The organism is Acetobacterium paludosum, assembly GCF_008086595.1.
Lineage (GTDB): Bacteria > Bacillota > Clostridia > Eubacteriales > Eubacteriaceae > Acetobacterium > Acetobacterium paludosum.
In genome coordinates, this window is record NZ_RXYA01000005.1 from 17549 (window position 1) to 42410 (window position 24862).

Sequence of the window (24862 nt, forward strand, 5' to 3'; positions counted from 1 at the left end):
GCTTTAAAGAACCTCCTTCATTGTGCTGTTCTGGTTTTTTATTCATCAAAGCTACTCATCTTTCGCTGTTTTTTCTCTTGTTTCTATCATATCAATTTCAGAGATTTTAACTTTCGCACTGACATTCGACGTAATTTCCCAATAATTTAAAGAAAGGAATAATTGATAATGAAAAGCTTTTATGACACAAATAGTCAAAATGAAATATTAGAACGGATTTTTTCTCTAACTCTTGGACTTCTATGCGTAACGAACTTAAATGGTCAGTTTCTAAAAGTGAACGCTGCCTGGAAAATGACCCTCGGTTATTCAATGAATGAACTTGCACATAAAAATTTGATCGATTTTGTACATCCAAATGATTTGGATGCTACACTTTTCGCCATAAAAGAGCTTATCAACCAGAATGATGTTCTCAATTTTACAAATCGATATCGTTCAAAAAAAGGCACTTACTGCTACATCGAATGGGAACTCCACCGCTATGGCAATTTTCTCTATATTGCCGCAAGAGACATCGCTCAACCAAAAATATCTGAAGTATCAAACCAGGAATTCAAAAATAATATCGACGAGAAACAAGAGCAAAATCGAAATAGTCATGAATCAAATTTAAGCAAAAGACAACGAGTACTAATTGTAGATGATTCACCGTTAAACACAAAAGTATTGGAGCAGTCTTTAAGTGGCGATTATGATGTTCTTATCGCACACAGCGGCATGAAAGCATTATCCATTGCCAATTCAACTGAACCGCCTGATATTATTCTTTTGGACATTGTCATGCCGGAAATGAATGGATATGAAGTATGCAAAAAACTCCATCTAAATCAAAGTACAAAAGAGCTTCCGATCATTTTTCTTACATCGCTGAATCAAGCGGATAGTGAAGAATATGGATTAAAACTTGGTGCTATTGATTACATTACCAAGCCGTTTAGTATTGCAATTGTAAAAGCCAAAATAAAAAATCATTTGGCATTAAAGTATTATCAGGATGTTTTGAAAATAAATACAGATGTAGATCAATTGACCAACATTGCCAATCGCAGACGATTTGATGAGATGTTATCCATCGAAATAAAAAAATCAAAACGGACCGGTAGTCATTTATCTTTGCTGATGATCGATATTGACCATTTCAAACTATATAATGATACCTATGGTCATTTAGAAGGAGATGAATGCCTGCGTAAAGTTGCATTTATCTTAAAAAGCACATTGAAAAGGCCTGGAGATTTAGCTGCGCGCTGGGGCGGCGAAGAATTTACCTGTCTGCTTCCCGATACAGACAATAAGGGAGCCGCTAAAATCGCTGAATTATTGCGAATAGCCATAATGAATTTAAGAATTCTCCATGTTTCCTCTCCGGTAAAAAAAGTCGTTACCATATCTATTGGTGCCGCCACGTCAAACCCTTCGGACGAAGCATCTTATGAAAACCTCCTAAAACATGCTGATAATGCGCTATACAAAGCTAAGGCTTCAGGACGGAATCGAATAAGCATCGAACAGCTTTCTACCTATGCCCACCAATCCATAAAGGCCATTGGGTGAAACCTAATCAATGTTGCACATTGTTTTTCAAAGTCTGTGCCGGCACAAAAATCACTTTTTTTTCTGTAGATATAAAAATATACTGTATTTTATAATAAGCCCAACTACACAAATGATAAATTAGTGTAGTTGGGCTTTATTTTTGGATTGATCTAACGAAAAATATTTATTTTTCTTTCTTAAGTTTTATTCTTTCTTAAGTTATATTCATACCTGACGATAAATGTATAGATGTTGTGAATTAATTGATTAGCCTTAAAATATTTTAGGTGCTTAATATTTTTTTTAAATACAGAAAATTTATTTAAGCATCCTTTAAAAATCACTGTTAATTACGATTCAAGCAAATATTAAAACATGGAGGTTTTATATGCAATTGTTTTATAATATGAAAATAAGAGCTAAACTGGTATTGGGTTTTGTTCTTGTAGCGCTTATATCAGGAATAGTAGGTATTGTTGGAATTGTGAACATTAACTCGTTAAACACTTCAGGCACTGAACTTTATGAAAACATGACAGTACCAATATCTGATGTTGGTGTAATATCAGCTTCTTTTCAGAGAATGCGTGTAAATGTCCGAGATATGATTCTTGAAGATAATCCTGAACAGATCAAGGTGGCGGCTGATAAAGTCGCTATCAGAAATGAAGAAATTGACACAGCCACCGCCGACTTTGAAAAATCAATTGATTCAGATGAAATGAGAACTGCCTATGATGAATTTATAGCTTCACGAAAAGCGGTTGCTGAACAATTTGAAGTAGTGAAAATATTAGCCACTCAAAATTTGGATGATGAAGCAACTGCCCTTATGTCTGACAATGCTTCTTTTGAAAAAGCCTCAAACATTGAACAGGATGCCATTTCCAAGTTAGTACCAATGAAATTGGAAGCTGCTGGCGTAAAAGAAGCGTCCAATACAGCACAAGCAACTAGTTCAACAATTGTGATGATTATTATTACAATTATCGTTATTATCGGTGCAATTGGTTTAGGTCTATTCCTCAGTTCAATTATCAGCATTCCCCTTAAAAAAGCAGTTAATATGATTAAAGATATGAGCAAAGGGCATTTGGGAACCCGGCTAAATATGAACACCAAGGACGAAATTGGTGAAATGGCAATTGCCATGGACAACTTTGCAGACGATCTTCAAACGATCACCATTGGAACCTTAGAACGGATATCCAACGGCGATGTATCCAGTACTATAGAAATCACAGATGAACAGGATGAAATTAAACCAGCACTTAAAAAAACCATCGACAGCATCAGAGGGCTCGTTGCTGAAGCATCCATGCTTTCCCAAGCCGCTGTGAATGGTAATCTTGATACAAGAGGTAACGCATCGGTTTTCAATGGTGGATTTAAAGAAATTGTTGAAGGAGTTAACAACACTCTGGATGCCTTAGTTGGTCCACTTAATACCACTGCTGATTATATTAACCGTATCGGGAAGGGTGAGATTCCACCAAAAGTCAACAAGATTTCCTACGGTGATTTCAACACCATAAAGAACAACATTAATGCCTGCATCGATGGGTTAGAAGCCCTTCAAGAAGGCAATCGCGTTCTCGGCAAGATGAGCTTAAACGATTATTCTGAAAAGGTTGAAGGCTCATACCTCGGTATTTATGGTGAAATAGCTGATTCGATCAACAACGTTCATACCCGATTATGTCGTGTTGTGGAAATCTCAACCCATATTTCTGAAGGGGATATGCAAGATTTGGAAATTCTGAAAAATGTTGGAAAACGCAGCGAAAATGATCATCTTATTCCGAGTTTGGTATTGATGATTGAAATGATTGTTATGCTGGTGGACGAAACCGATGAAATGGCTCGAATTGCGATTGAAGGCAACTTAAATAATCGAGGAGACCTTAGTCGATTCTCAGGAGAATATTCGAAAGTCATCGATGGTTTTAACAATACTTTAGATGCAATCACTGCGCCCATTCAAGAAGCATCCTTTGTACTAAATGAATTATCCCAAGGTAATTTAAGCTCTTATATGAAAGGCAACTACCAGGGCCAAAATGGCAAAATTAAAGACGATATGAATAAAACCGTTGAGTTTCTCAAACGTTATGTCAGCGAAATTACTGCGACTTTAGAAGCTCTGGGTCAAGGAAATATGGATCAGGACATAACGACTGAATATCTTGGTGATTTCTTAGCCATCAAGAATGCTTTAAATGATATCACCACAAACATGAGTCATACCATGAATGAGATAAATATCGCTGCCGGACAGGTTGAAATAGGTGCCCGACAAATCTCGGACGGCGGACAGGCTTTGTCTCAGGGAACAACCGAGCAAGCTAGTGCTATCCAAGAATTAACCGCTTCTATTGATGAAATTGCCAACGAAACAAAGAAAAATGCCTTAAATGCCAATAAAGCTAATGAACTAACGGTTGATGTTCAATCAAATGCTGAAGTTGGCAATGACCAAATGAAAAAGATGATCACTGCTATGGATGAAATTAACGAGTCATCCAACAATATTTCCAAAATTATTAAAGTCATCGATGATATTGCATTCCAAACCAATATTCTAGCCTTGAATGCAGCGGTAGAAGCTGCTCGGGCAGGACAGCATGGCAAAGGTTTTGCCGTAGTAGCTGAGGAGGTACGCACTCTTGCCGCACGAAGTGCGGAAGCAGCTAAGGAAACTACTGGTCTTATTGAAGGCTCAATCGGGAAAGTGGAAGTCGGAACAAAGATCGCTGATGACACAGCAGAAAGCTTAAAAGTAATTTTAAATAATGTTGGCATAGTTGCCGACTTAGTTGGAAATATTGCCCAGGCTTCCAACGACCAGGCTTCTGAAATTGCGCAAATCACCCAGGGCATTGAACAGGTTTCCCAGGTCGTTCAAACCAATTCAGCAACAGCTGAAGAAAGTGCCGCCGCCAGCGAAGAACTATCCGGTCAAGCTGAAATGCTTAAAGGAATGGTAGATGAATTTAAATTAAAAGAGCAAAACAAAAAGCCTTTGAGTGGTTCATCTGTGTCACAGCCGTTTAAACCAATTGATAATCGTCCCTCTAAACTAATTAACAATCGTCCATCAGAACCAATTATCATTTTGGATGATATGAATGCAGATAAATACTAAATCCATCAACTCCTTAATAAAATGATATTCACTGCAAAAGTCACTTTCTTGATACAGCATTGAAATTCGAACCAATAAGAACCCATTCTTTTTCATTGACATGCTTTGGCATAACAATGCATAAAGAATGGGTTCTTAATTTATCTTGCAAGTTCTATTCAGTTCTCAAATTATTTTTTTAAGAGTACATATATACATGAGTCAAAAATCTCGTCATGTTTACAAACACTCTTTTTTAAAACGCCTTCCAGTTTAAAACCCGCCTTTTCAAGCACAAAATCCATACACAGCCTCCTTAATTTTTCTATCATTCTTCTCTGAAACACACATTTTAATTCAAGCAGCGATGCGCCTTGTCTTGATTAAAGATTATTTCATTTTCGAGAGTTTAGGCGACTCTTTTATAAATGCGCCATCTTCCAAATCCGCAAATGCCTGTCTTAATTCTTCCTCAGTATTCATAACAATGGGGCCACCCCAGGCAATCGATTCTTTTATTGGAGGTGCTGAGAACAGCACAAAGTGCAGAGCTTTTTCTGTTGCCCTTACTTTCACAAAATCACCATCATCAAAAAGGATTGCTGATTTTTCATGATAGATCTCTTCTGCAACTTGCCCTTCTCCTTCAAGCAGAAAAACAAATACCGTTTCTCCCTTCGGTGTGGGAATTCTAATTTCACATTTGGCCTCAACCGTTGCATCTAAGATCATGGCCTGGATATGATGCGATTTAACGCCCTTCGTTCCTTGAAATTCTCCAGACACAATACTCACACTGAACCCATCTCCTTGGACAATCGGAATATCTTCTTTTCGGATTTCAAAATATTTCGGTTCAGTCATTTTTTCCACTTGAGGGAGATTAAGCCACAATTGAAAACCCAGCATTTTTTTTGCAGGTTGAGGCATTTCCTGATGCATAATCCCACTTCCTGCCGTCATCCACTGTGAGCAGCCGGATTCAATAACACCCTTATTCCCCAAGCTGTCTTCATGAATGATGCTGCCCTGTATCAAATAAGTCACGGTTTCAATCCCACGGTGAGGATGCATCGGAAATCCCTTGATATAATCCTCCGGGTTTTCAGAATCAAAAGAATCCAACATTAAAAACGGGTCAAAATCTTTTACATGGGGCCGGGATAATACTCGGCTTAAATGAACACCGGCACCATCGATTGCATCAGTCCCTCTAATTACCTGCGTAACCTTTCTTTCCTTCATAGCAAAACCTTCTTTCTTAAATTTCATACAGATATTTCAATGTGATTAATAGCTGAATTGTACCCTATTTGCATTATTTTTAACATAATGTTTCGTTTCTATCATTACGTTTTTCTTAATTGTTTCGCCTGTCTTTCTATTTTTTCTAAAGTTATATTAGCCCATGGCGATAATATAATCAGAGCATCGTTTAGTAAATCAAATGTAAAATTGAACCGTTCAAACAAAATAAGGAGGTTTATTCATAATGAAATACCTTGACGACATAAAAAAAAGTGCCAAGCAATTATTAAACTTCAAATCAAGCACCAGAAACGAAATCAAAGAGACAGCCCTGATCACGGAGTGCTTCTCTTACTACCTGCAAAGCATGGCCAACGAAAAAAAGGAACCTGTTTCCATTGCGAACATATCCGCTGATATTAATGTCAAATCTGACCAAAACAAAAGTGAACTGCAAATTAAACAACCTGTTGAAACAATCAGAGGCCTTATACCAATAAAACAAATATAATTATCTCGATTACTCAAGTATTGCCGCAATTATGTCGATATCTTTTATAACAAGAGTACCGTACGATATTTAAAAACAGAATCTCAATTTATTCAAGGAGGATATTATGAATAGCAATTCAATTGATACCAGTAAACTGCTGACTCAGACAAATCAGACAAAAGGCATCACGCAAAATGCCGATGCAAAAAAAGCTGTGCAGGCTGTCGAAAAAGTCGCATCAGTGGACGCACGCACGGATACCGTCGAACTTGGCACAAACACAGAGACAGATATCGGAACCTACACAATCGATCAAAAAAAGCTAAGTGAAATCAAGGCAGATTTTTCTAAAAACACTGCCGCATTCAAAAAAATGGTTGCTGTAATGCTTGAAAAGCAGGGTTTAAAGGTTAATGATGCCATTAAATCTTTAAGTGAAGGTAAGGATATCTCCTTCACCGTGGATGCTGGCACGCAGGCATCCGCTCAGGAAGGGATTTCGGAAGATGGTTACTGGGGTGTCGATAAGACAGCTGAACGGATCGTTGATTTTGCAAAAGCCGTATCCGGCGGAGATAAAAGCAAAATCGAGACATTGAAAAATGCCTTTATTGATGGTTACAATCAGGCCAAAAAATCTTTTGGCGGAGAACTTCCAGACATCTCTCAAAAAACCTATGACAAAGTCATGGAAGGTTTTGATAATTGGAACGAAGCAGAATAAATGAATAACTTCGTGAGCTAATCCTTTCAAACAATAATCACAGTTATTACACTGACTTTTCGCAGAGCTCTCGTCCGATTTCGGATCAAATAACCTAACTGCATAAAGAATATGTCGTCACTAAACTATCATTGTTGCTCATAAATGTCTGCATATTCTTTATTTTTTGTGAGTATTTCATCTGCATAGGAACAGCGTGAAGTTATTTTTTTATGTTCTTCTCTTGCATAATCTACCATCTTTTCAACCAATATTTTCCCAATCCCCTGTTCCCTCAATTCTCTGGAAACATAAACATGCTCAATTACAATTTTATTCTCATTCTCAAGCGAAAAGTTTACCTGAGCTATTGGGTCGTCCTCATCCGCACCGATATAAAACTTATTCTTTCCTTCATGAATGGTTTCCATAATATCCCCCATTTTTTTATTGGCTTATTTTAAATATACTCAATATTTTTTCTACCCCTTTTTTCGTCAAACAAAACCTCTGATCGGCCTTCTTATAACTTGGTAGGAAATTATTTCTCCCTTTATGGAAGATTTTCACTGTCTAGTACCATTTAAATATTTTTTCAATGCCTGGTCAAAGTGTTTTTTTGTTGTTTCATCAAAACATATCATTTCAACTAACTGAATTTTCGGATGATTTTCCCCATAGTTTAAGATGGCTGACACTGCAATTTCGGCCGCCTTTTCAATGGGAAAATGATATATACCGGTGCTGATAGAAGGAAACGCCACTTGTTTGCAGTGATATTCTTCAGCCAAAGTCAGACTATTTACATAGCAGCTTGCCAAAAGTTCGATCTCTTGGTGGTTTCCTCCCTGCCAAACCGGACCCACGGTATGGATCACATAATCTGCAGGCAAATTATAGCCCTTTGTTATCTTGGCCTTCCCTGTTTCACATCCACCCAGACTACGGCATTCTGCAAGCAGTTCCGGCCCCGCAATACGATGAATGGCGCCATCCACGCCCCCTCCCCCTAAAAGAGAATTGTTTGCCGCATTTACGATCGCATCTGCTTTTACTTTTGTAATATCGCCCAATTTAATTTCCAGTTTCATACTTACACACCCTTGTTTAATATTAACTCACAAATAAAACTGCTCAACAAAAACAATCTAATCGGGTTTAAGCGGCATCAGCAACAAGATCACATCGATTAATAACTTTTCACGATCTTGTTAATACTAAATTAGATTAATTTGTTATGTCTCGGATTCTGGCTTACAATATCGATTGCTTTAGTCAACTCACTGGTAAGATCTGCCTTATATTGGGTTGTCATTTCATCAACTTTCGAATAAAGCAATCCTTCTTGCGTTACATAATAAGCAGGCTTTAGGTTGTTCAAAGCAATTGCTTTGATGTCTTCAATACATCTTTCACATTTACATATATCGGGATAATTAGCAATAAGATGGGGTAAAAAAGCATCGACAGTATTTTCCATGTAATTTTTTAACATTTCTTTCCCTCCAATATTGATTTTTTTTGTTCCAAACAACCAAATTTCACAGTTAACCGATTACTTTATTGATAATACAGATAAATGTTTTTTACAAAAATTCAGCTTTTTATTTAAAGTATACTCTTTATATTATTTATTTTCAATCATTTTCATTCACATTACTAACGCAGTTTCTCGTATGCAATGTCCTTGAATGGCTGACAAACCTCACTCTGCTTTTGTTCTTAATTTTCTCTAGTCTGGGGATAAATGGTGTTGCAATTATCTCCAGAACTTAGTTTTAAACTATATCTATAATTTGTAGCCATTATTTAATAATTGGCTTTGCAACACACTTGGGGATTATCACATCATTGGTGGTTCCTTCCCCCAGTTCTCCATCGCCGTTATAACCCCAGGCCCATAACGAGCCATCCTCTTTCACCGCTAAGGAATGCAGTCCTCCTCCAGCGATATCAACGACATCGGCAGATAAAACGCATTGGGGGCGGTTCCGATTTATTTGTGTGCCATCGCCAAGTTGACCAAATTTATTATATCCCCATGTCCACAATGAACCATCATTTTTGATCGCCAATGAATGATGGAAACCGGCAGCAATTTTTACGACGCCATCGGAAATAATACAGCTTGGTTTATTCCCATTAAGTTCTGTGCCGTCCCCCAATTGTCCAAATTGATTATACCCCCAGTTCCATAAAGAGCCGTCACTTTTGATGGCCAGGCAATGATGAAATCCTGAAGCGATGGCAACGACGTTATCCAGGATAATGCATTGCGGATGATTGGCATCAATCTCAGTACCATCGCCTAATTGACCGTATTGATTATCTCCCCATGACCATAAGGAACCGTCACTTTTGATGGCCAGGGAGTGACCAAATCCAGCGGCAATTTTTTTAACATCACCGGGATAGATCCGCTTAGGTGTCTTTCGGGAAAACTTTGTGTGGTCTCCCAGCTGACCATATTGATTGTTCCCCCATGCCCATAGGGAACCATCTGTCTTGATGGCTAAGCCATGGGCATTTCCGGCCGCTGCCTGAACAACATCCTTCTCAATTACACGAATAGGGAAAGCACTGTTTGCTAATGTGCCATTCCCTATTTCGCCCTCCTGATTGTATCCCCATCCCCACAGGGAACCATCGGTTCCCAGCGCGTAGGTAAAGTCCGCAATGGCTGAAAGCTCAGCAATATCACCGGCAATGATGCAAACCGGAACGGTTGAATCCCTGTTTGTTCCATCTCCCAGCTGACCAAAATAATTTCGTCCCCAAGTCCACAGCGAGCCATCTTTATCAATGGCGAGACTATGTTCCGAACCAGCTGCAACGCTTATAAAACCTGATGGTTTTTCTTTAATAATCGTACGTGTTTTCTCTTCTATCAAATTCTCTGCTGATAAAAGCTCTTCACTATCATTCTCTGTTTTTAGATTTTCTTCCGATAGCAGTTCTACTGCCGGGATTTCTCCAAACGTTACTTTTAGCAAGCTGTCATTAATAACATCGTCTTGTAAATTAGCAAAATCGGCTATCGTTTCGGTAAGACAGTCCGGTTCGTCCAAAACCTCTAAAACATCCAAATAAGTTTGCACCGCTTCCAAGGCTATTTCTTTTACCAGGCTGTTTTCATAGCTAAAATAGAATATAATCTGCTGTAGTTTTAATTCTTCTTCTGAACGCGTAAGATTTTTCAAATTCAGAAGTTTTTCGGGAATATTTTCTTGCACAGCTAGGGTTAAGATTTTTTTCGTCTTGAGATCTTTAGAAAAATAATCCGCCAGGAGACCTCTCATCCTTTTCTTTTCTAGAAAAACTTCCGTTCCATATTCATTTTTGATCAGCCTCAGTATCGCTCTTGGCTTGGGACTGTCACGATGGCCAACGTTAATGTTAATTTTCGAATAGCAAAACGGACAGATTGATCCGTCAATTCCTTCCGGAGGATTCCATTCTCTCCCGCATTTACTGCATTTCATAATACACCTCTACCTTATGACTGCCATTTTCATATCATTCATTCATTTAATTTATCTTCAATTTCATCCAGCTCTTCAGAAACCGCTGCATCTATCATTGCACTATCAACGGTAGCTTCACTTATTTCTTCTGATAAAAGCACACTTTTCTTTGAAATAAATAGATCCTCAGTTATATTTATTCCCTTGATATTTAAAATACCGGCGACGGAAACGTCATCCCCACTGCCCTTTTCTGATAACTGTGGCAAAAACTCCTGGAGCTCAGCGACCGCGGCCTCAAAATCTGACGAATTAAAGGAAAGGGTTATTTTCTTGTAAAAATCGTACAGATTCTCGATGCCGGCAAATGAATCATCAATTCCGTCCGTTCCAACAAAAACAGCCAGAGGCAATGATTCACTATAGTAATGCCGAAAGTTTGCATAAGCATCAGTATTGCATATCGAAGTGGTCACATTAAGAACGCATTTATGATCCCATGGTATGGGTTGGATAATTTCACCATTTTCACAAATGGCACAACATTTTCCATCTCCAATTTGCAGCCCAAAACAAAAGTTTTTGCTTAAAACAAAGGCAATAATGGTGGTACCATAAGCAGATTCCAGTTCAAATTTATGTTCAAATATCAGTCGATCGGCGCCGGATAACGCAATCAGTTCTTCTTCCGAAAAGGGGTTTTCATCAGCATCTTTATTGACCGCGTTGTTCCAGTTAGAGATGATATTCTTTTTCAACTGCCCTAAAACCTTATCCGGGTCGGCTCTTAACTCTTCCAAAATCTGATTTTCGTAGCTCATAAAGGCTTTAATCGAATCAAGCGTGATTGTCGCCGCAAATTGAGATCCGCGATGACTGCGAAAGTATTTATTTCCCCCATGGCCATCACAGACTATCGCCACCGCCATGTCTTTATCATAAAAGCTCACGGCGCTGTCCTGACATATTTTACTCTTTTTAATATGACTATAACCGATCACTGACAGATCAAACGCTTGTAATTCATCCAATTATACTGACCCCCTTTCAAAAAACGAACATTGGCTACCATTCGATTTCCGCATCATCATCAAAAATATCCGCATTGAAATCTTGAATCTGTTCGACAAAATCATCCTGCTTACTGGGTGCGGATGATTTTCCTGAAAATTCCACACTGCTGCTCTGGCTGCCAATTTTCGATGCTGTAACACTGACAAAGGTTATCATTTTTTTAAGCGCTTCCGGATTTCGCGCAGTTAAGACACTCTCACTATTCCCGGTAAAATCCTTTAACACATCCTGATCGGCATCGTCGCCAATTGCTACCGCTACTTTGATGGCATTTTTATACCAATTATTTTCTTTAAGTTTTGCAAGTCCCTTTTCATAATGATCTGTGGGTTGTCCATCGGACATGAGAAAAATGGCAGGAGCAAAAGACCCGGCAACATCACTCATAAATTCATTGCGGGATAGTTTTTCATCCAACATTGTAAAAGCGGTGCCTAAATCAGTGACGCCTCCGACATCCAGATAATCCCATTCGAAATTTTCTGCTTCAATAGGGTTAGGATATAACCACTCAGCGCCACTGTTAAACTCTAAAACTGCAATCTTTATCTGCGCATCGGCATTATTATCAGAAATATCTCTAAGTTCAGGAACTATATCATTAATTGCTTCATTAACCGCTCCGATTTTTGAACCGGCCATGCTTCCTGATGTGTCTACAAGAAAGAATAAAACCATCGTTCTTCTGGCTATCCCCCCACATAATTCATCATAAATTCCCATTTTTACACTCCTTAAAATTTATATTTTGGACGATTTTTTGTTGATCAAGGCAATTAAATAATCTCGCCGCGATTTTTTCCAAAATCGATCATGATTCCCCGAAGAATTTGCACCACGCCGCCTGGCCTGACATCTTTTTGTTTTCCATCCGGGGTTGTCATATACCAGGTGGTATTAGAACTGTTTCTAAGCCCCCATAGACCAGGGTTTGATTTACTCTGAATGACTTCACCCATTTCTTCCTTGAAATCGTCACTATCGATATTCGTATGACATTTATACAGTTTGGATTTAGGATAAAGGGCGACCTGATTATTTTTCACTTTCAAAAAAAGCGGTGTTTGGATGGTCTTCCCACATCCCATACATTGAATGGCGTCTGCCTCGGAATCTACAAACACTTCCGATCCACATCCACAGGTAATGGTTTCATCTCTTAGCCGAAGAAATAATTTCTGCCACTGCGTTTCAGTCAATCGGGCATTTTCTTTTTTCAGGCCTTCACCAAAAGATTTCTCAAAGGCCTCCTGAATATATCGCGGATATATCGGCCATAATTTTATGGCATTGTTATGGATTCCCCGCACTGGGCGATTGGTGTCATTTTCCGGGTCAAAAATAAAAACCGGTTCACTTCCATAGAATTTCTTTTCCAGACTCTCAGTCATACATGGGCAAGTTGTTCGGCTGCCTTCCAATGGATGGGACACAAAGAGCAATAAAAACAAAGTGACGGCTAGAGAATAGCGATCCGTATGAACACTTGGGTGTTTTTCTCCCAAAACAACCTCCGGCGCCATATATCGACATTTTCCCGCTATTCCTAAATTATCGCCATATTGGGCGACGTTATCATTATCACAAATTAAAACCTCGCCGCTTTCCGAATTGATAAAGAAATTCCCATCGTTAATATCCTGATAACTATAGCCGCAGCGGTGTAGCTCCCTAAATCCATTGACAATATTTAATGCTGCATTGACAACCGCGGATACACTTGAGAACTTGACTTTTGCCGTTAAGAATCTCGAGAAATCTTCATATTCTACCGGTCTGAGGTCCATCAGATAGCCAAAACTGTCATCTTGATTTTTAGTGATCATCTGCGGCCATATAAAAGCCTCCGTGGGTGGCCCTTGTTTGATATTATTGACAATATTTTCTTTGAACTGCTGAGCATTTTTCAATTTATTTGGATAATACCACTTGAGTGCATAGGGCTTTTTTTTGTAATTCACAAAATAAACAATCCCCTGTCCGCCATCACCAAGCTTTTTTACCACCTCAACGCTATCACCAGATTCCAACTTTATTTTTGTTCCTTTTTCAAAAGTATTCATCATTCCTCCTGTCACTTGTTTCCATATAATGACCGTTTAGTTTTTAATTATTCGTTTAACTTTACACCATAAGATTTAACTCGGCCAAAAGTCTACAATTTTATTCGGTTAAACTTTATTGTAACCGATCAAACTTCGCTCTTGCTTAATTTAGGAAAAATCATTTCTTTATCATATCAATTTTTCTCAAATGCATTTAATTCTCCTAAGCTTTCCTCAATTTTCAGCCTAGTCATCCACATCAAAAAAGCACCCAATTTGGGTGCTTTTTTGATGCTTTTGGAGATTCAAAACTTTTTGTAACTTTTTGTGCCCGCAAGAACATTTATTACTTCTTCAAGTGATGCTCCGATTGATGCTTGAACAGCGCCAAAAATCGTTCCTTCCACAATGGGTGCGTCAACAATTTTTACATTGCTGCCGTCTGAAAGCATTTCAATGGCCATTTCCGAGCTCATCACAGCACTGCCAAGATCGACTAGAATCACCACGCCATCCCCTGTTTGAACAGCTTCAATACCCGCCAGAATTCTGGATACATCCGTTCCAATGCTGCCGTCTTCCAAGCCGCCGGCAGCTGAAATCTTGACATCCGCCGCCATTTGTTTTGCTAGCTCCACTGTTCCTTCAGCAATTTTCTGGCTGTGGGAAACCACTACTATTCCTACCATTATCTATTTACCTGCCTTTTGAGCGACTTCGTTGGCGGCCTGAAACGCATAAGCCGTAGAGGTTGCCCCAGGGTCCTGATGTCCAATACTTCTTTCGCCTAAGTAACTTGCTCTTCCTTTTGTTGCTATAATCGTCTTTGTATATTCCACACCGTTCCAAGCTGCTTTTTCAGCTTCAACCAGTGCTACTGCCATTGTTTTTCCTTCTTTGATACTGGCTTTGATGGCATCAATCGCGGGGATCATGCTGTCTAAGATTGTTTTTTCACCTCTGACTGCTTTTCCTCTAAATTGGATACCACCAACGGCTTCGTCAAATGCCAGGATAACGTCCTCATTGGACAATTCTTCTTTTCCTTTAGTGGACATACCGGCTTTCATGAAAGCCGTCCCATAAAGAGGGCCAGCAGCACCTCCGACGGTTGATACCAGAGTCATACCCACTGTTTTCAGAATCTCATCGATACTTTTATTTTCAACTGCAGGTAATTTCTCCATCACCGCCTTAAAGCCACGGCTCATATTAATCCCATGATCACCGTCTCCGATTGCCTGGTCCAAATCGGTTAGTTCTTGTCGATGTTCTGCCATTTTATCTGCATAAATCCGGATAAAATCCAGTACTTCTGCCTTTGTTGCCATTTACCTTCCTCGTTTCTTCTTAACTATTCTTTTGTCTTATTATTTGTAACCTTTTTATTGCATTTTAAAGCCAATGGTATCGGCTTTTGCCATAAGCAAGTCTTTTAATTCACCATCAAGTTTTAACAACGTAATGGATGCCCCAGCCATATCGATGGAAGTCATGTAATCTCCTACAAAAGTTTTGAATATCTTGATCCCTTTATCAGCCAGAATTTGATGCACCCGACGATTAAGAATATATAGTTCCATTGGTGGGGTTGCACCAGCTCCGTTGATCATAACTGCCACTTCTTCCCCAGATTGAGGATTCATATCTTTTAAGATTCTTTCCATTAAATAGTCGACAATGACATCTGCTGTCTGAATGGGTTTTCTCTCGGTTCCCGGTTCACCGTGAATCCCGATACCCAGTTCCATTTCGTCTTCCGATAATTCAAATCCCGGTTTTCCAGCGGCCGGAACCGTACATGGTTTAAGTGCCACGCCCATCGTTCTGACGTTTGCAATAACCTTTTCTGCTATCGCTTTTACTTCTTCAAGGCTGGCACCAGCTTCAGCTATTGCTCCTGCAATTTTGTGAACAAATACGGTCCCTGCGACCCCGCGTCGACCCGTTGTATAAAGACTATCTTCAACAGCAACATCATCATTTGTAACAACATTGGCTACTTTTATACCTTCTGCTTCAGCAAGCTCAGCTGCCATTTCAAAGTTCATGATATCACCGGTATAATTTTTAATTACTAATAACACACCTTTACCGGCATCAACCGCTTTAATCGCTTCAAATACCTGATCCGGTGTTGGAGAAGTAAATATGGAGCCTGCTACAGCAGCGTCTAACATGCCTTTTCCAACATATCCGCCATGAGCTGGTTCGTGTCCGCTTCCGCCGCCACTCACTAATGCAACTTTTCCAATTTTCTTGTCTGCACGAGTAAGAACGTCAAAACCCTCAAGACGTTTCACATATTCGGGATGAGCTAGAACGATACCTTCCAGCATTTCATTTTCAACGTTTTCAACATCATTAATAAACTTTTTCATAAGACTTCCTCCTATAAATATTATTAGTATACTAAACTATACTATAACATGTTTTACCCTTTTTCACAGATAAAAAAAGCAATATCAACTGTTATTTTTTGCCTAAGTATTATCAGTTCAAGGATAAACCCCTGTTAAATGGTTCTATGAAATGGCTTTCTTCATTGATTTTACATAATTGTATAAACTATCGCTGGCGTTATCTCCGTATTCGGCGATGATTTTCACAATGGCACTGCCGACAATCACGCCATTAGCTATCTTCGCGATTGCTTTAGCCTGATCCGGATCTGAAATTCCAAATCCCACGGCAACCGGCGTATCAGAAACCTGCCGAATATCGTCAATCATGCTCTTCAAGTCTGTTTTTATTTCGCTTCTCACTCCGGTAACTCCCATTGAAGAAACAAGGTAAATAAACCCGGTGGCTTCCTTCGCCAGTGTCTGAATCCGGTCTTTTGAGGTTGGCGCAATCAAGGTAATCACATCCACGCCATAGGTTTTCGCAACGTCTAAAACCTCTCCTTTTTCTTCAAAAGGCAGATCGGGAATGATAATCCCGTTAATTCCTGATTCCTGACAGGCTTTAAAAAAGCGATCAATCCCGTAAACAAAAATGGGATTGATATAGGTTAAGAAGACCAGCGGAATCGCTGTTTTCTGTCGCACCCGTCTTACCATCATAAAAATTTTATCGGTTGTGGTACCCACGCTCAGGGCCCGTTCATTGGCTTCTTGAATAACCGGTCCTTCGGCAATGGGATCAGAGAATGGAATTCCAATCTCCACCAGATCTGCCCCGGCTTTTTCTATTGCTAAAATAAATTCTTCGGTTTTGTCCAAAGACGGATCTCCAGCGGTAAGAAAAGCAATAAAGGCTTTATTGTCTTTAAATATTTTCGATATTTTATTCGCTTGTAAATTACTCATAGATATTTTCCCCCTTATATCGTGCAATAGCTGCCACATCTTTGTCGCCCCGACCGGATACATTGACAATAATAATTTCATCCTTTTTCATTTTTGGCGCCAATACCATGGCATAAGCAATGGCATGAGCCGATTCAATGGCCGGGATAATTCCCTCGGTTTTTGAAAGATATTCAAAAGCATTTACCGCTTCATCATCTGTGATAGCGACATACTCGGCCCGTTTTGTATCATGAAGGTTGGCATGTTCAGGACCAATACCAGGATAATCCAAACCGGCAGAGATGGAATACACCGGCGCGATTTGGCCGAACTCATCCTGACAGAAATAGGACTTCATGCCATGGAATATTCCCAGACTGCCCTTGGCAATCGTCGCTGCGGTAAGAGCGGTATCGACACCTTTGCCGGCAGCTTCACAGCCAATCAGTTTAACCTCTTTATCCGGTATAAAATTATAGAAGGCACCCATGGCATTACTGCCACCGCCGACGCAGGCAATCACGACATTGGGCAGCTTTCCCTCTTTTTCAAGAATCTGCTGCCGGGCTTCTTTACTGATCACACTTTGAAAATCCCGAACCATTTCAGGAAAGGGGTGCGGTCCCATCACCGAACCGAGAACATAATGGGTATCTTCAACCCGTTTCGTCCACTCCCTCATCGTTTCATTAACCGCATCTTTAAGGGTCATGGTTCCCGACGTCACCACATGTACCCGGGCTCCCAGCAATTCCATTCTAAAAACATTAAGGGCCTGCCGGTCGGTATCTTCTTTTCCCATAAAGATCTCGCATTCAAATCCCATCAGCGCGGCAGCGGTAGCCGTCGCCACGCCATGCTGTCCTGCTCCTGTTTCAGCAATGAGACGTGTTTTCCCCATTTTCTTAGCCAACAAAGCCTGGCCTAATACGTTGTTTATTTTATGAGATCCGGTATGGTTTAAATCTTCTCTTTTTAAATAGATTTTTGCTCCGCCTAAATCTTCCGTCATTTTTTTTGCATAATACAGCCGGGATGGTCGTCCGGCATATTCATTCAGCAACTCTGTGAGTTCATCTTGAAAATCTTTATCATTTTTATAGTGTTCATAGGCTGCTTCCAGTTCGATGATTGCATTCATCAGGGTCTCAGGAATGTACTGTCCCCCGTGAACCCCGTATTTTCCTTTGCTCATTGATTCATTCTCCTTATTATTTCTATAATCTTTATGATTTTATCACGATCTTTTTTTCCGTCCGTTTCAACCCCGCTGCTGATATCCACGCCATAGGGGTTCACTTGATTAATCGCTTCTTTAACGTTATCGATATTAAGACCTCCCGCTAAAAAGAAGTCCTCTTTAATATCGGCAATCAATCCCCAGTTGAAACATTCTCCCGATCCGCCATACTGATTGGCGTCATAGGTATCAAATAAACGAAAGTCTCCACTGGTTTCTTTAATATCCATCCTGTCTGCAATTCGCATGGCTTTGATGATTGGAAGCGATACCGCCTGTTTTAAGGTAATAATGGTCTCATCATCCTCATCGCCATGAAGCTGAATCACATCAATCACCCCAGCATTGGATAATTCTATTATCTCTTTTATTGACTGGTTTACAAAGACACCCACCGCTTTGATAGTCGGGTCCAGAGCAGCTTTCAAAACTTTAGCTTTTTCTCCATCCACCTGCCGCCGGCTTTTTGCGAAAACAAATCCAATATAATCCGGCATGGCTTCATTGACTGCATCAATGTCTTCCAGTCGGGATAGCCCGCAAATCTTTATTTTAGTCATCTCATACCTTCCGCTGATTTATTTAGAACCATTACAAGCCTTTGAGTTTATTCAGCTCTTTCTTCTTATCCCCACTTTTCATCAGAGTTTCACCAATTAATACCGCATCTGTTCCATTCTCTTGTAGTTTTATGATATCTTCTGCTGTCTTTATTCCACTTTCAGACACAAAGCGGATTTCCGGCGGTACCAGTTTTCGCAGCCGAATGCTGTTGTTGATATCCACTTCAAAATTCTTTAAATTTCGGTTGTTCACCCCGATCATTCGTCCGCCGGCATTTAATGCCCTCTTAATTTCCTCTTCATCATGGGCTTCTACCAAAACGGATAAGCCCAAGGCATCAGCAATTTGAAAATAACGCTTCACCTGGTCATCCGTCAGTATGGAACAAATCAGTAAAATCGCATCCGCCCCAATGAGACTGGCTTCATAAATCTGAATTTCATCAATGATAAAATCTTTTCTCAGCAATGGGATACTCACGTTTTTCTTGATTTCTGTCAGATAGTCGTTGGATCCCTGAAAAAATTCTGGCTCGGTTAAAACCGAAATGGCATTGGCTCCGGCGGCTTCATATTCTCTGGCAATGTTCACATAGGGAAAATCCTCGGCAATCACCCCTTTTGATGGCGAGGCTTTTTTCACTTCACAGATAAAGGCGATCCCGTCATTCGACAAGGCTTTTTCAAAAATAAAGGGATGATCCGATATTTTCGCCTGTTCTTTTAGTGTTTGTAGCGACGTCGTTTTCTTTAATGCCGAGACCCGTTTTTTGGTGGATTCAACAATGCGGTCCAGAATCATGCAACAACCTCAACTGCAACTTCATTGGTCCGTTTAATAAAGGCTTCTAACTTTTCTTTAGCCTTACCGGAATCAATCAGTTCTTCCGCTAATTCGACACAATCCTGAAGGCTCCTGTTGTCTTGAGACAGATAGAGACAAAATGCCGAGTTTAGGACCACGACATCCCGTTGCGGACCTTTTTTTCCATTTAGGATATTCCGGGCTATGACGGCATTTTCGTCTTGATCCCCGCCAATCAGTTCGGATAGCTCACATCGTTTCAAACCGAACTGTTCCGGTGTAATAACGAAAGACTTTATTTTCCCTTCAGCTATTTCACAAATGGTGGTGGCCTCCGACAAGGTGATTTCATCCAATCCGTCGTGTCCGTGAACTACCATACCGTGCTTCACATGAAGGTTATTAAGGACGTTGGCTAAGGGTTCCACCAGATTTTCATCATAAACCCCCAGCAGCTGCAGGTTGGCTCCGGCCGGATTGGCCAGCGGTCCTAAAATATTAAAGATCGTCCGTATTCCCAGTTCTTTTCTCACTGGCGCTGCATACTTCATGGATGTGTGGTAGGTGGGTGCGAACATGAAACAGATTCCCAACTCATTCAGGATTTTTTCACTTTCTTCCGCCGACAAGGCAATGTTTACTCCCAGCGCTTCCAATACATCGGCACTTCCGCATTTGCTGGAAACACTGCGATTTCCATGTTTCGCAACCGGTACTCCGCCAGCGGCGATAACAAAGGATGAAATCGTGGAAATGTTGAAAGTCCCAACCTCGTCGCCGCCGGTTCCCACGATATCCAGAACATCGGTTTTCGGGTGGATTTTTTTGCATTTATCCTGCATAACCATGGCACAGCCGGTGATTTCATCAATGGTTTCGCCTTTTTGGCGTAAAGCCGTTAGAAAGGATCCCATCTGGGCATTGGTCGCTTCCCCACTCATAATCTGATTCATCACTGCTTTTGTTTGCTCCAGGGATAAATCATTCCCATTAACAACATCGTAAATTGCTGATTTAATCATTATCTTCGCTCCCTATCTTTAAAAAATTTTCAATCATTTTATTTCCGTTTTCCGTTAAAATCGATTCTGGGTGGAACTGAATCCCGTACACCTCATAATCCCGGTGCTTCACTGCCATGACTTCCCCTTCATCATCTTCTGCAATAATCAGCAACTCTTCCGGAAGGGTGTTTCGCTCCGCCCCCAGGGAATGATACCGTCCGGCTTCAATCGTTGCTGTCAATCCCTTGAAAATGGCGTTTTCATTGTTAATATGAACCCGGCTTTGCTTGCCATGCATCAATGTTTTGGCATAGGTAATTTCTCCGCCAAACACTTCACAAATGGCCTGATGCCCAAGGCATACCCCGAGGATCGGCGTTTTATCTTTAAAACAATCAATCACCCGCTCACAGATACCGGCATCCGCTGGTCTTCCCGGTCCAGGCGAAATAATAATATGATCCGGCTTTAATTCAGCGATTTCTTCCAAACTGAGTTCGTCATTTTTAATCACTCGGATATCCGGATTGATGACCCCCACATATTGATAAAGGTTATAGGAAAAACTGTCGTAATTGTCAATAAGTAATATCATCATTCAACCTCCTGGGCCCGTTCAAGCGCTTCAAACATCGCTCTCGCTTTATTGTGTGACTCATTAAATTCTTTCTCCGGAATGCTGTCAGCGACAATGCCGGCACCGGCGGAAACGTAGACTTTATTATTTTTCTTCACCGCCATCCGAATGGCAATGCACATATCCATGTTTCCGGAAAAATCGATATACCCGACGGCACCGCCATACACGCCGCGTTTTTCGCCTTCCAGTTCATTGATGATTTCCATGGCTCTTTTTTTGGGAGCCCCTGACAGGGTTCCCGCCGGTAGTACCGCTGACAACGCATCCAGCTGATCCAGGTGCTCTTTTAAAATTCCCGTCACGGTCGAGGCAATATGGGTAATGTGCGAATATTTCACCACCTGTTTGTATTCCTCAACAACAACCGTTCCAAATTCACTAACCTTTCCCAGGTCGTTTCGTCCCAGGTCCACAAGCATATTGTGTTCACTCAATTCCTTTTCATCCTTAAGAAGTTCCGCAATAAAAGCTTCATCTTCATTTGGTGTCGCGCCCCTTGGGCAGGAACCAGCAATCGGGAAGGTAGAAAGCTTTGCGTTTTTCAGTGATACCAGCGTCTCCGGCGAAGCTCCGGCAATTTGGATTTCGTCAAAGTCGATGTAAAACATATAAGGTGAGGGATTGATGGTTCGCAGCACCCGATAGGTTGACAGCAAATCTCCTTCAAACTCGGCCTCCATCCGGTTGGAAATCACCGCTTGAAAGATATCTCCCTGGTAAATATGTTCCTTCGTCTTTTCCACCATATTGCAGTAAGTGTCTTTGGAGAAAAGATAAGAAAAATCGGATGTCACTCTTCCTGAAAATTTTTCCGTACTGCTGCAATTCTTGATCAGGGATTCTATTTCCATGAGTTTGACGACCCCATCGATATAATTTTTTTCAAAATCATCCGTTTTAATATTAACGATGATCACCATCTTTTGCCGCAAGTGATCATAGGCAATGACTTTATCAAAAAGCATCAGTTCTAAATCATCAAAACCTTCAGCATTGTTATTTTCAAGCGTCAGATTTCTTTCGGTATACTTGACAAAGTCATATGAGACATAACCCACAAAACCGCCAGTGAAATTCGGTAAGAAATCCAGCTTCGGACTTTTCCATTCCGCAATGATTTTTCTAAGCACTTCCAAAGGATTATCTCTAACTCCGTCTTTAACCCTGCCGTTTTTTATTGTTACTTCCCCGTTTAAGCAAGTAACAGATAAGGTGGGATCAAATCCTAAAAATGAATAGCGCCCCCATTTTTCGCCCCCTTCTACACTCTCCAGCAAATAGCATTTCTTACTGGTCGATTTTAAGCATTTAAGCACCTCAATGGGTGTTTTAATATCCGAAAACAATTCCAAACTGATGGGAATGCTCTGGTAGGTTTCACAATATTTTCTGGCGTCTTCCATGGATGGTTTAATCATATCTTTATCCTTTCTTTTAAATAAAAATTGGTAATAAAAAAGCGCTCGTCCTTGATTAAATAAAATTAATCAAGGACGAGCGCAAAAAATTCAGCCCGCGATACCACCTTCATTTACAGAGAAAATCCCTGTACACTCTGCAGAATACTATCATATTCCTCGCAACTTACGTATGCGTCACGTCGTAGAATACTCAGAAAACAGAAAAATCAGTTTCCTTTGACTACGCCCTCAGTGGTCCATTTGATGATCTGCGTTGTGCGAGGCTCTCAGCCTTCCTCGCTCTCTGTAACTGCACGATACACCGTTATCTCCACGTCAACGGTTTGAAGATTTATTAAATTAGTTAAAGCTTAATTGATTTTCCTTCTTTTGTCAATTGCTTTTTCTTTGATAAAGCAATCATTAAGTTATTTTAACAAAAAACGCATAATACTATTAAATTTAACATGATCAAAACATTTTAATTCTTTTTTTAGGTTAAAATCTAGTTGAAACTAAAAAACATAAAATAAATTTTATGGAGGTTTTTATGCAAAAAACATATGTGCTGGATACCAATGTTTTGATTCAATCACCTAATGCATTGTTATCATTTGAAGATAACAAAATTGTCCTTCCCATCGCCGTGCTGGAAGATTTAGACAAACTTAAAAACGATGATGGCGAACGTGGTTCCAACTCAAGACAGTCTATTCGATTTTTAGAACAATTAAGAAAACTTGGTAATCTTTTTGAGGGTGTCGAACTTAAAACCGGTGGCACGCTTAAAATCGAAGCAAATTTTGCTTCAGTGGAGCTTCCCTATAGCTTTCAAGGCAATTCGATTGACAATCGAATTTTAAAGGTATGCAAAGGTCTGATCGATCAAGGTGAGCCAGTCACACTTGTTACCAAAGACATTGTCGTTCGATTAAAATCTCAAATGCTTAATATTCCTACTGAAGATTTTTTTGCTGAACAATCCCCCCTCTTTGAGGAACAATATACCGGACGCATGAAAGTGTTTGCATCCGATGATGACATGGAAGATTTTAAGAAAAAAGGAATTCTTCCCGAAAACATCTATATTCTAAATGACCAGAATACTAAATCTTACATTACGCCCGAATATAATCAGTTTTTTATTATTCAATCTGATACAAAAGATAGAAAAACATTACTCGGACGATTTAACGGGAAAAAGATTGTCTCACTAAAAAGTTTAGATATTGAACCTTTTGGAGTAAAGCCTAAAAATGTGGGGCAACGCTTTTTGCAGGAAGCATTAATGCAAGATGCTGATACTGCACCTTTAGTGATCATAAAAGGTCCTGCCGGAACGGCTAAAACTTTTTATTCCCTTGCCGCAGGGTTGCATCAAACACTAGACCCCGATTTAAAAGGTTATCGAAAAATTTTAATCACGCGGCCCAATGTCCAATTTGATGAAGAAATTGGTTTTTTGCCTGGAAATGAGCAGGAAAAAATAGCCCCTTTATTACGCCCAATCATTGATAATCTGGAAGTTCTAATGGACCGTAATGATAAATCCCGATATCAAAATGAAGTTGAAACCCATCACAAAATAGATGAGCTTTTTGAGCGTGGTATTATCACCGCGGAGGCAATGAATTTTATCCGAGGTCGATCCATTACACATACTTTTTTAATAATCGACGAAGCTCAAAATCTGACTCCAAAACAAGTAAAAGGTATTATCACGCGGGTTGGAAAGGGTACGAAAGTCGTTCTACTTGGAGATCCAATGCAAATCGACCATCCTTTGTTAGATGAAAAGACAAACGGATTAAGCTATGCATCAGAAAAAATGAAGGGAAGTCCTCTTTGTTTCCAACTGACGATGTTCACTGATGAATGTCTGCGTTCACCATTAGCTTTTGATGCCGCCCAAAGAATGTAGAAAATAACTGTTTTCCTCTTATTGATAAGGCTTGAATTATATGTTTCAGTTTCATACGGATCACCTCACAAGTAGAACGTTCGTTTAACAGTACATCTGTTCTGTATTGAGGTCAATAAAAAAAAGAAGGTGCTAGATCTGGGCACCTTCTCGTGCGATTCGCATATTAGCAATCGCATATAACATCTATAATTCTACACTATTTCACAAAAATGTCAATAGCACCCTAACCGGTACCATTCCGATACACGTGCCATTTCAAAATGTGCTTGTCTTTATAAATTGCTGCTTCCTTCTTATTTATAA

At 40.0% G+C, this 24862-nt stretch carries 23 protein-coding genes; 5 read left to right on the forward strand and 18 right to left on the reverse strand.

The window, feature by feature from the left end:
- Positions 1–168 precede the first annotated feature (168 nt).
- Positions 169–1557: a diguanylate cyclase domain-containing protein gene (locus FZC41_RS06425; protein WP_148566580.1), complete on the forward strand. Its 1389-nt coding sequence runs from the start codon at positions 169–171 to the stop codon at positions 1555–1557.
- Positions 1558–1927: 370 nt separating this feature from the next.
- Positions 1928–4684, forward strand: a complete 2757-nt coding sequence (locus tag FZC41_RS06430) for a methyl-accepting chemotaxis protein (protein ID WP_148566581.1) — start codon at positions 1928–1930, stop codon at positions 4682–4684.
- Between the two features lie 369 nt (positions 4685–5053).
- On the opposite strand, the gene FZC41_RS06435 is transcribed toward FZC41_RS06430, so the two are convergent.
- A complete protein-coding gene (locus FZC41_RS06435) occupies positions 5054–5908 on the reverse strand; it encodes a pirin family protein (protein ID WP_148566582.1) in 855 nt (284 codons plus the stop codon).
- 247 nt (positions 5909–6155) lie between these two features.
- On the opposite strand from FZC41_RS06435, the gene FZC41_RS06440 reads away from it, so the two are divergent.
- Both FZC41_RS06440 and FZC41_RS06445 read left to right on the forward strand, forming a co-directional pair.
- On the forward strand, positions 6156–6422 hold the full coding sequence (locus tag FZC41_RS06440) for a hypothetical protein (RefSeq protein WP_148566583.1): 267 nt from the start codon (positions 6156–6158) through the stop codon (positions 6420–6422).
- Positions 6423–6528: 106 nt separating this feature from the next.
- Entirely contained in the window at positions 6529–7128 is a 600-nt protein-coding gene (locus FZC41_RS06445) for a hypothetical protein (RefSeq protein WP_148566584.1), read from the forward strand.
- A gap of 128 nt (positions 7129–7256) precedes the next feature.
- On the opposite strand, the gene FZC41_RS06450 is transcribed toward FZC41_RS06445, so the two are convergent.
- From FZC41_RS06450 to trpE, 17 genes are all read right to left on the reverse strand, one after another.
- A complete protein-coding gene (locus FZC41_RS06450) occupies positions 7257–7538 on the reverse strand; it encodes a GNAT family N-acetyltransferase (protein ID WP_170253882.1) in 282 nt (93 codons plus the stop codon).
- 135 nt (positions 7539–7673) lie between these two features.
- A complete protein-coding gene (locus FZC41_RS06455) occupies positions 7674–8198 on the reverse strand; it encodes an O-acetyl-ADP-ribose deacetylase (RefSeq protein WP_148566586.1) in 525 nt (174 codons plus the stop codon).
- Between the two features lie 131 nt (positions 8199–8329).
- Positions 8330–8602, reverse strand: coding sequence for a late competence development ComFB family protein (locus FZC41_RS06460; RefSeq protein WP_148566587.1), 273 nt, complete (start codon positions 8600–8602; stop codon positions 8330–8332).
- Positions 8603–8912: 310 nt separating this feature from the next.
- Positions 8913–10589, reverse strand: a complete 1677-nt coding sequence (locus FZC41_RS06465; RefSeq protein ID WP_148566588.1) for an RCC1 domain-containing protein — start codon at positions 10587–10589, stop codon at positions 8913–8915.
- Between the two features lie 38 nt (positions 10590–10627).
- The gene (locus FZC41_RS06470) at positions 10628–11602 is read right to left on the reverse strand and encodes a protein phosphatase 2C domain-containing protein (RefSeq protein WP_148566589.1); all 975 of its coding nucleotides are present in this window, start codon (positions 11600–11602) and stop codon (positions 10628–10630) included.
- A 34-nt stretch (positions 11603–11636) separates the two neighbouring features.
- On the reverse strand, positions 11637–12368 hold the full coding sequence (locus FZC41_RS06475) for a vWA domain-containing protein (protein ID WP_148566590.1): 732 nt from the start codon (positions 12366–12368) through the stop codon (positions 11637–11639).
- A 53-nt stretch (positions 12369–12421) separates the two neighbouring features.
- A complete protein-coding gene (locus tag FZC41_RS06480) occupies positions 12422–13711 on the reverse strand; it encodes a serine/threonine protein kinase (protein WP_148566591.1) in 1290 nt (429 codons plus the stop codon).
- Positions 13712–13995: 284 nt separating this feature from the next.
- On the reverse strand, positions 13996–14379 hold the full coding sequence (gene dhaM, locus FZC41_RS06485) for a dihydroxyacetone kinase phosphoryl donor subunit DhaM (RefSeq protein WP_148566592.1): 384 nt from the start codon (positions 14377–14379) through the stop codon (positions 13996–13998).
- A gap of 3 nt (positions 14380–14382) precedes the next feature.
- On the reverse strand, positions 14383–15021 hold the full coding sequence (gene dhaL / locus FZC41_RS06490; protein ID WP_148566593.1) for a dihydroxyacetone kinase subunit DhaL: 639 nt from the start codon (positions 15019–15021) through the stop codon (positions 14383–14385).
- Positions 15022–15075: 54 nt separating this feature from the next.
- Positions 15076–16071, reverse strand: coding sequence for a dihydroxyacetone kinase subunit DhaK (dhaK, locus tag FZC41_RS06495; protein WP_148566594.1), 996 nt, complete (start codon positions 16069–16071; stop codon positions 15076–15078).
- A gap of 144 nt (positions 16072–16215) precedes the next feature.
- A complete protein-coding gene (gene trpA / locus FZC41_RS06500; RefSeq protein ID WP_148566595.1) occupies positions 16216–17001 on the reverse strand; it encodes a tryptophan synthase subunit alpha in 786 nt (261 codons plus the stop codon).
- Entirely contained in the window at positions 16994–18178 is a 1185-nt protein-coding gene (gene trpB / locus FZC41_RS06505) for a tryptophan synthase subunit beta (RefSeq protein WP_148566596.1), read from the reverse strand. Before trpB ends, trpA begins: the two co-directional genes overlap by 8 nt.
- Complete coding sequence (locus tag FZC41_RS06510) at positions 18175–18783, reverse strand: phosphoribosylanthranilate isomerase (protein WP_148566597.1); 609 nt, start codon at positions 18781–18783, stop codon at positions 18175–18177. The genes trpB and FZC41_RS06510 overlap by 4 nt, the downstream gene beginning before the upstream one ends.
- A gap of 31 nt (positions 18784–18814) precedes the next feature.
- Entirely contained in the window at positions 18815–19588 is a 774-nt protein-coding gene (gene trpC / locus FZC41_RS06515; RefSeq protein WP_148566598.1) for an indole-3-glycerol phosphate synthase TrpC, read from the reverse strand.
- Positions 19585–20613 carry an anthranilate phosphoribosyltransferase gene (gene trpD, locus FZC41_RS06520; RefSeq protein WP_148566599.1) on the reverse strand — a complete coding sequence of 343 codons (1029 nt, stop codon included), beginning with the start codon at positions 20611–20613 and terminating at the stop codon, positions 19585–19587. Before trpD ends, trpC begins: the two co-directional genes overlap by 4 nt.
- Positions 20606–21190: an anthranilate synthase component II gene (locus FZC41_RS06525; RefSeq protein WP_148566766.1), complete on the reverse strand. Its 585-nt coding sequence runs from the start codon at positions 21188–21190 to the stop codon at positions 20606–20608. The genes trpD and FZC41_RS06525 overlap by 8 nt, the downstream gene beginning before the upstream one ends.
- Positions 21190–22653 carry an anthranilate synthase component I gene (trpE, locus tag FZC41_RS06530; RefSeq protein ID WP_148566600.1) on the reverse strand — a complete coding sequence of 488 codons (1464 nt, stop codon included), beginning with the start codon at positions 22651–22653 and terminating at the stop codon, positions 21190–21192. The genes FZC41_RS06525 and trpE overlap by 1 nt, the downstream gene beginning before the upstream one ends.
- A 532-nt stretch (positions 22654–23185) precedes the next feature.
- Here trpE and FZC41_RS06535 point away from each other — a divergent pair.
- On the forward strand, positions 23186–24556 hold the full coding sequence (locus tag FZC41_RS06535; protein ID WP_148566601.1) for a PhoH family protein: 1371 nt from the start codon (positions 23186–23188) through the stop codon (positions 24554–24556).
- Positions 24557–24862: the final 306 nt, after the last annotated feature.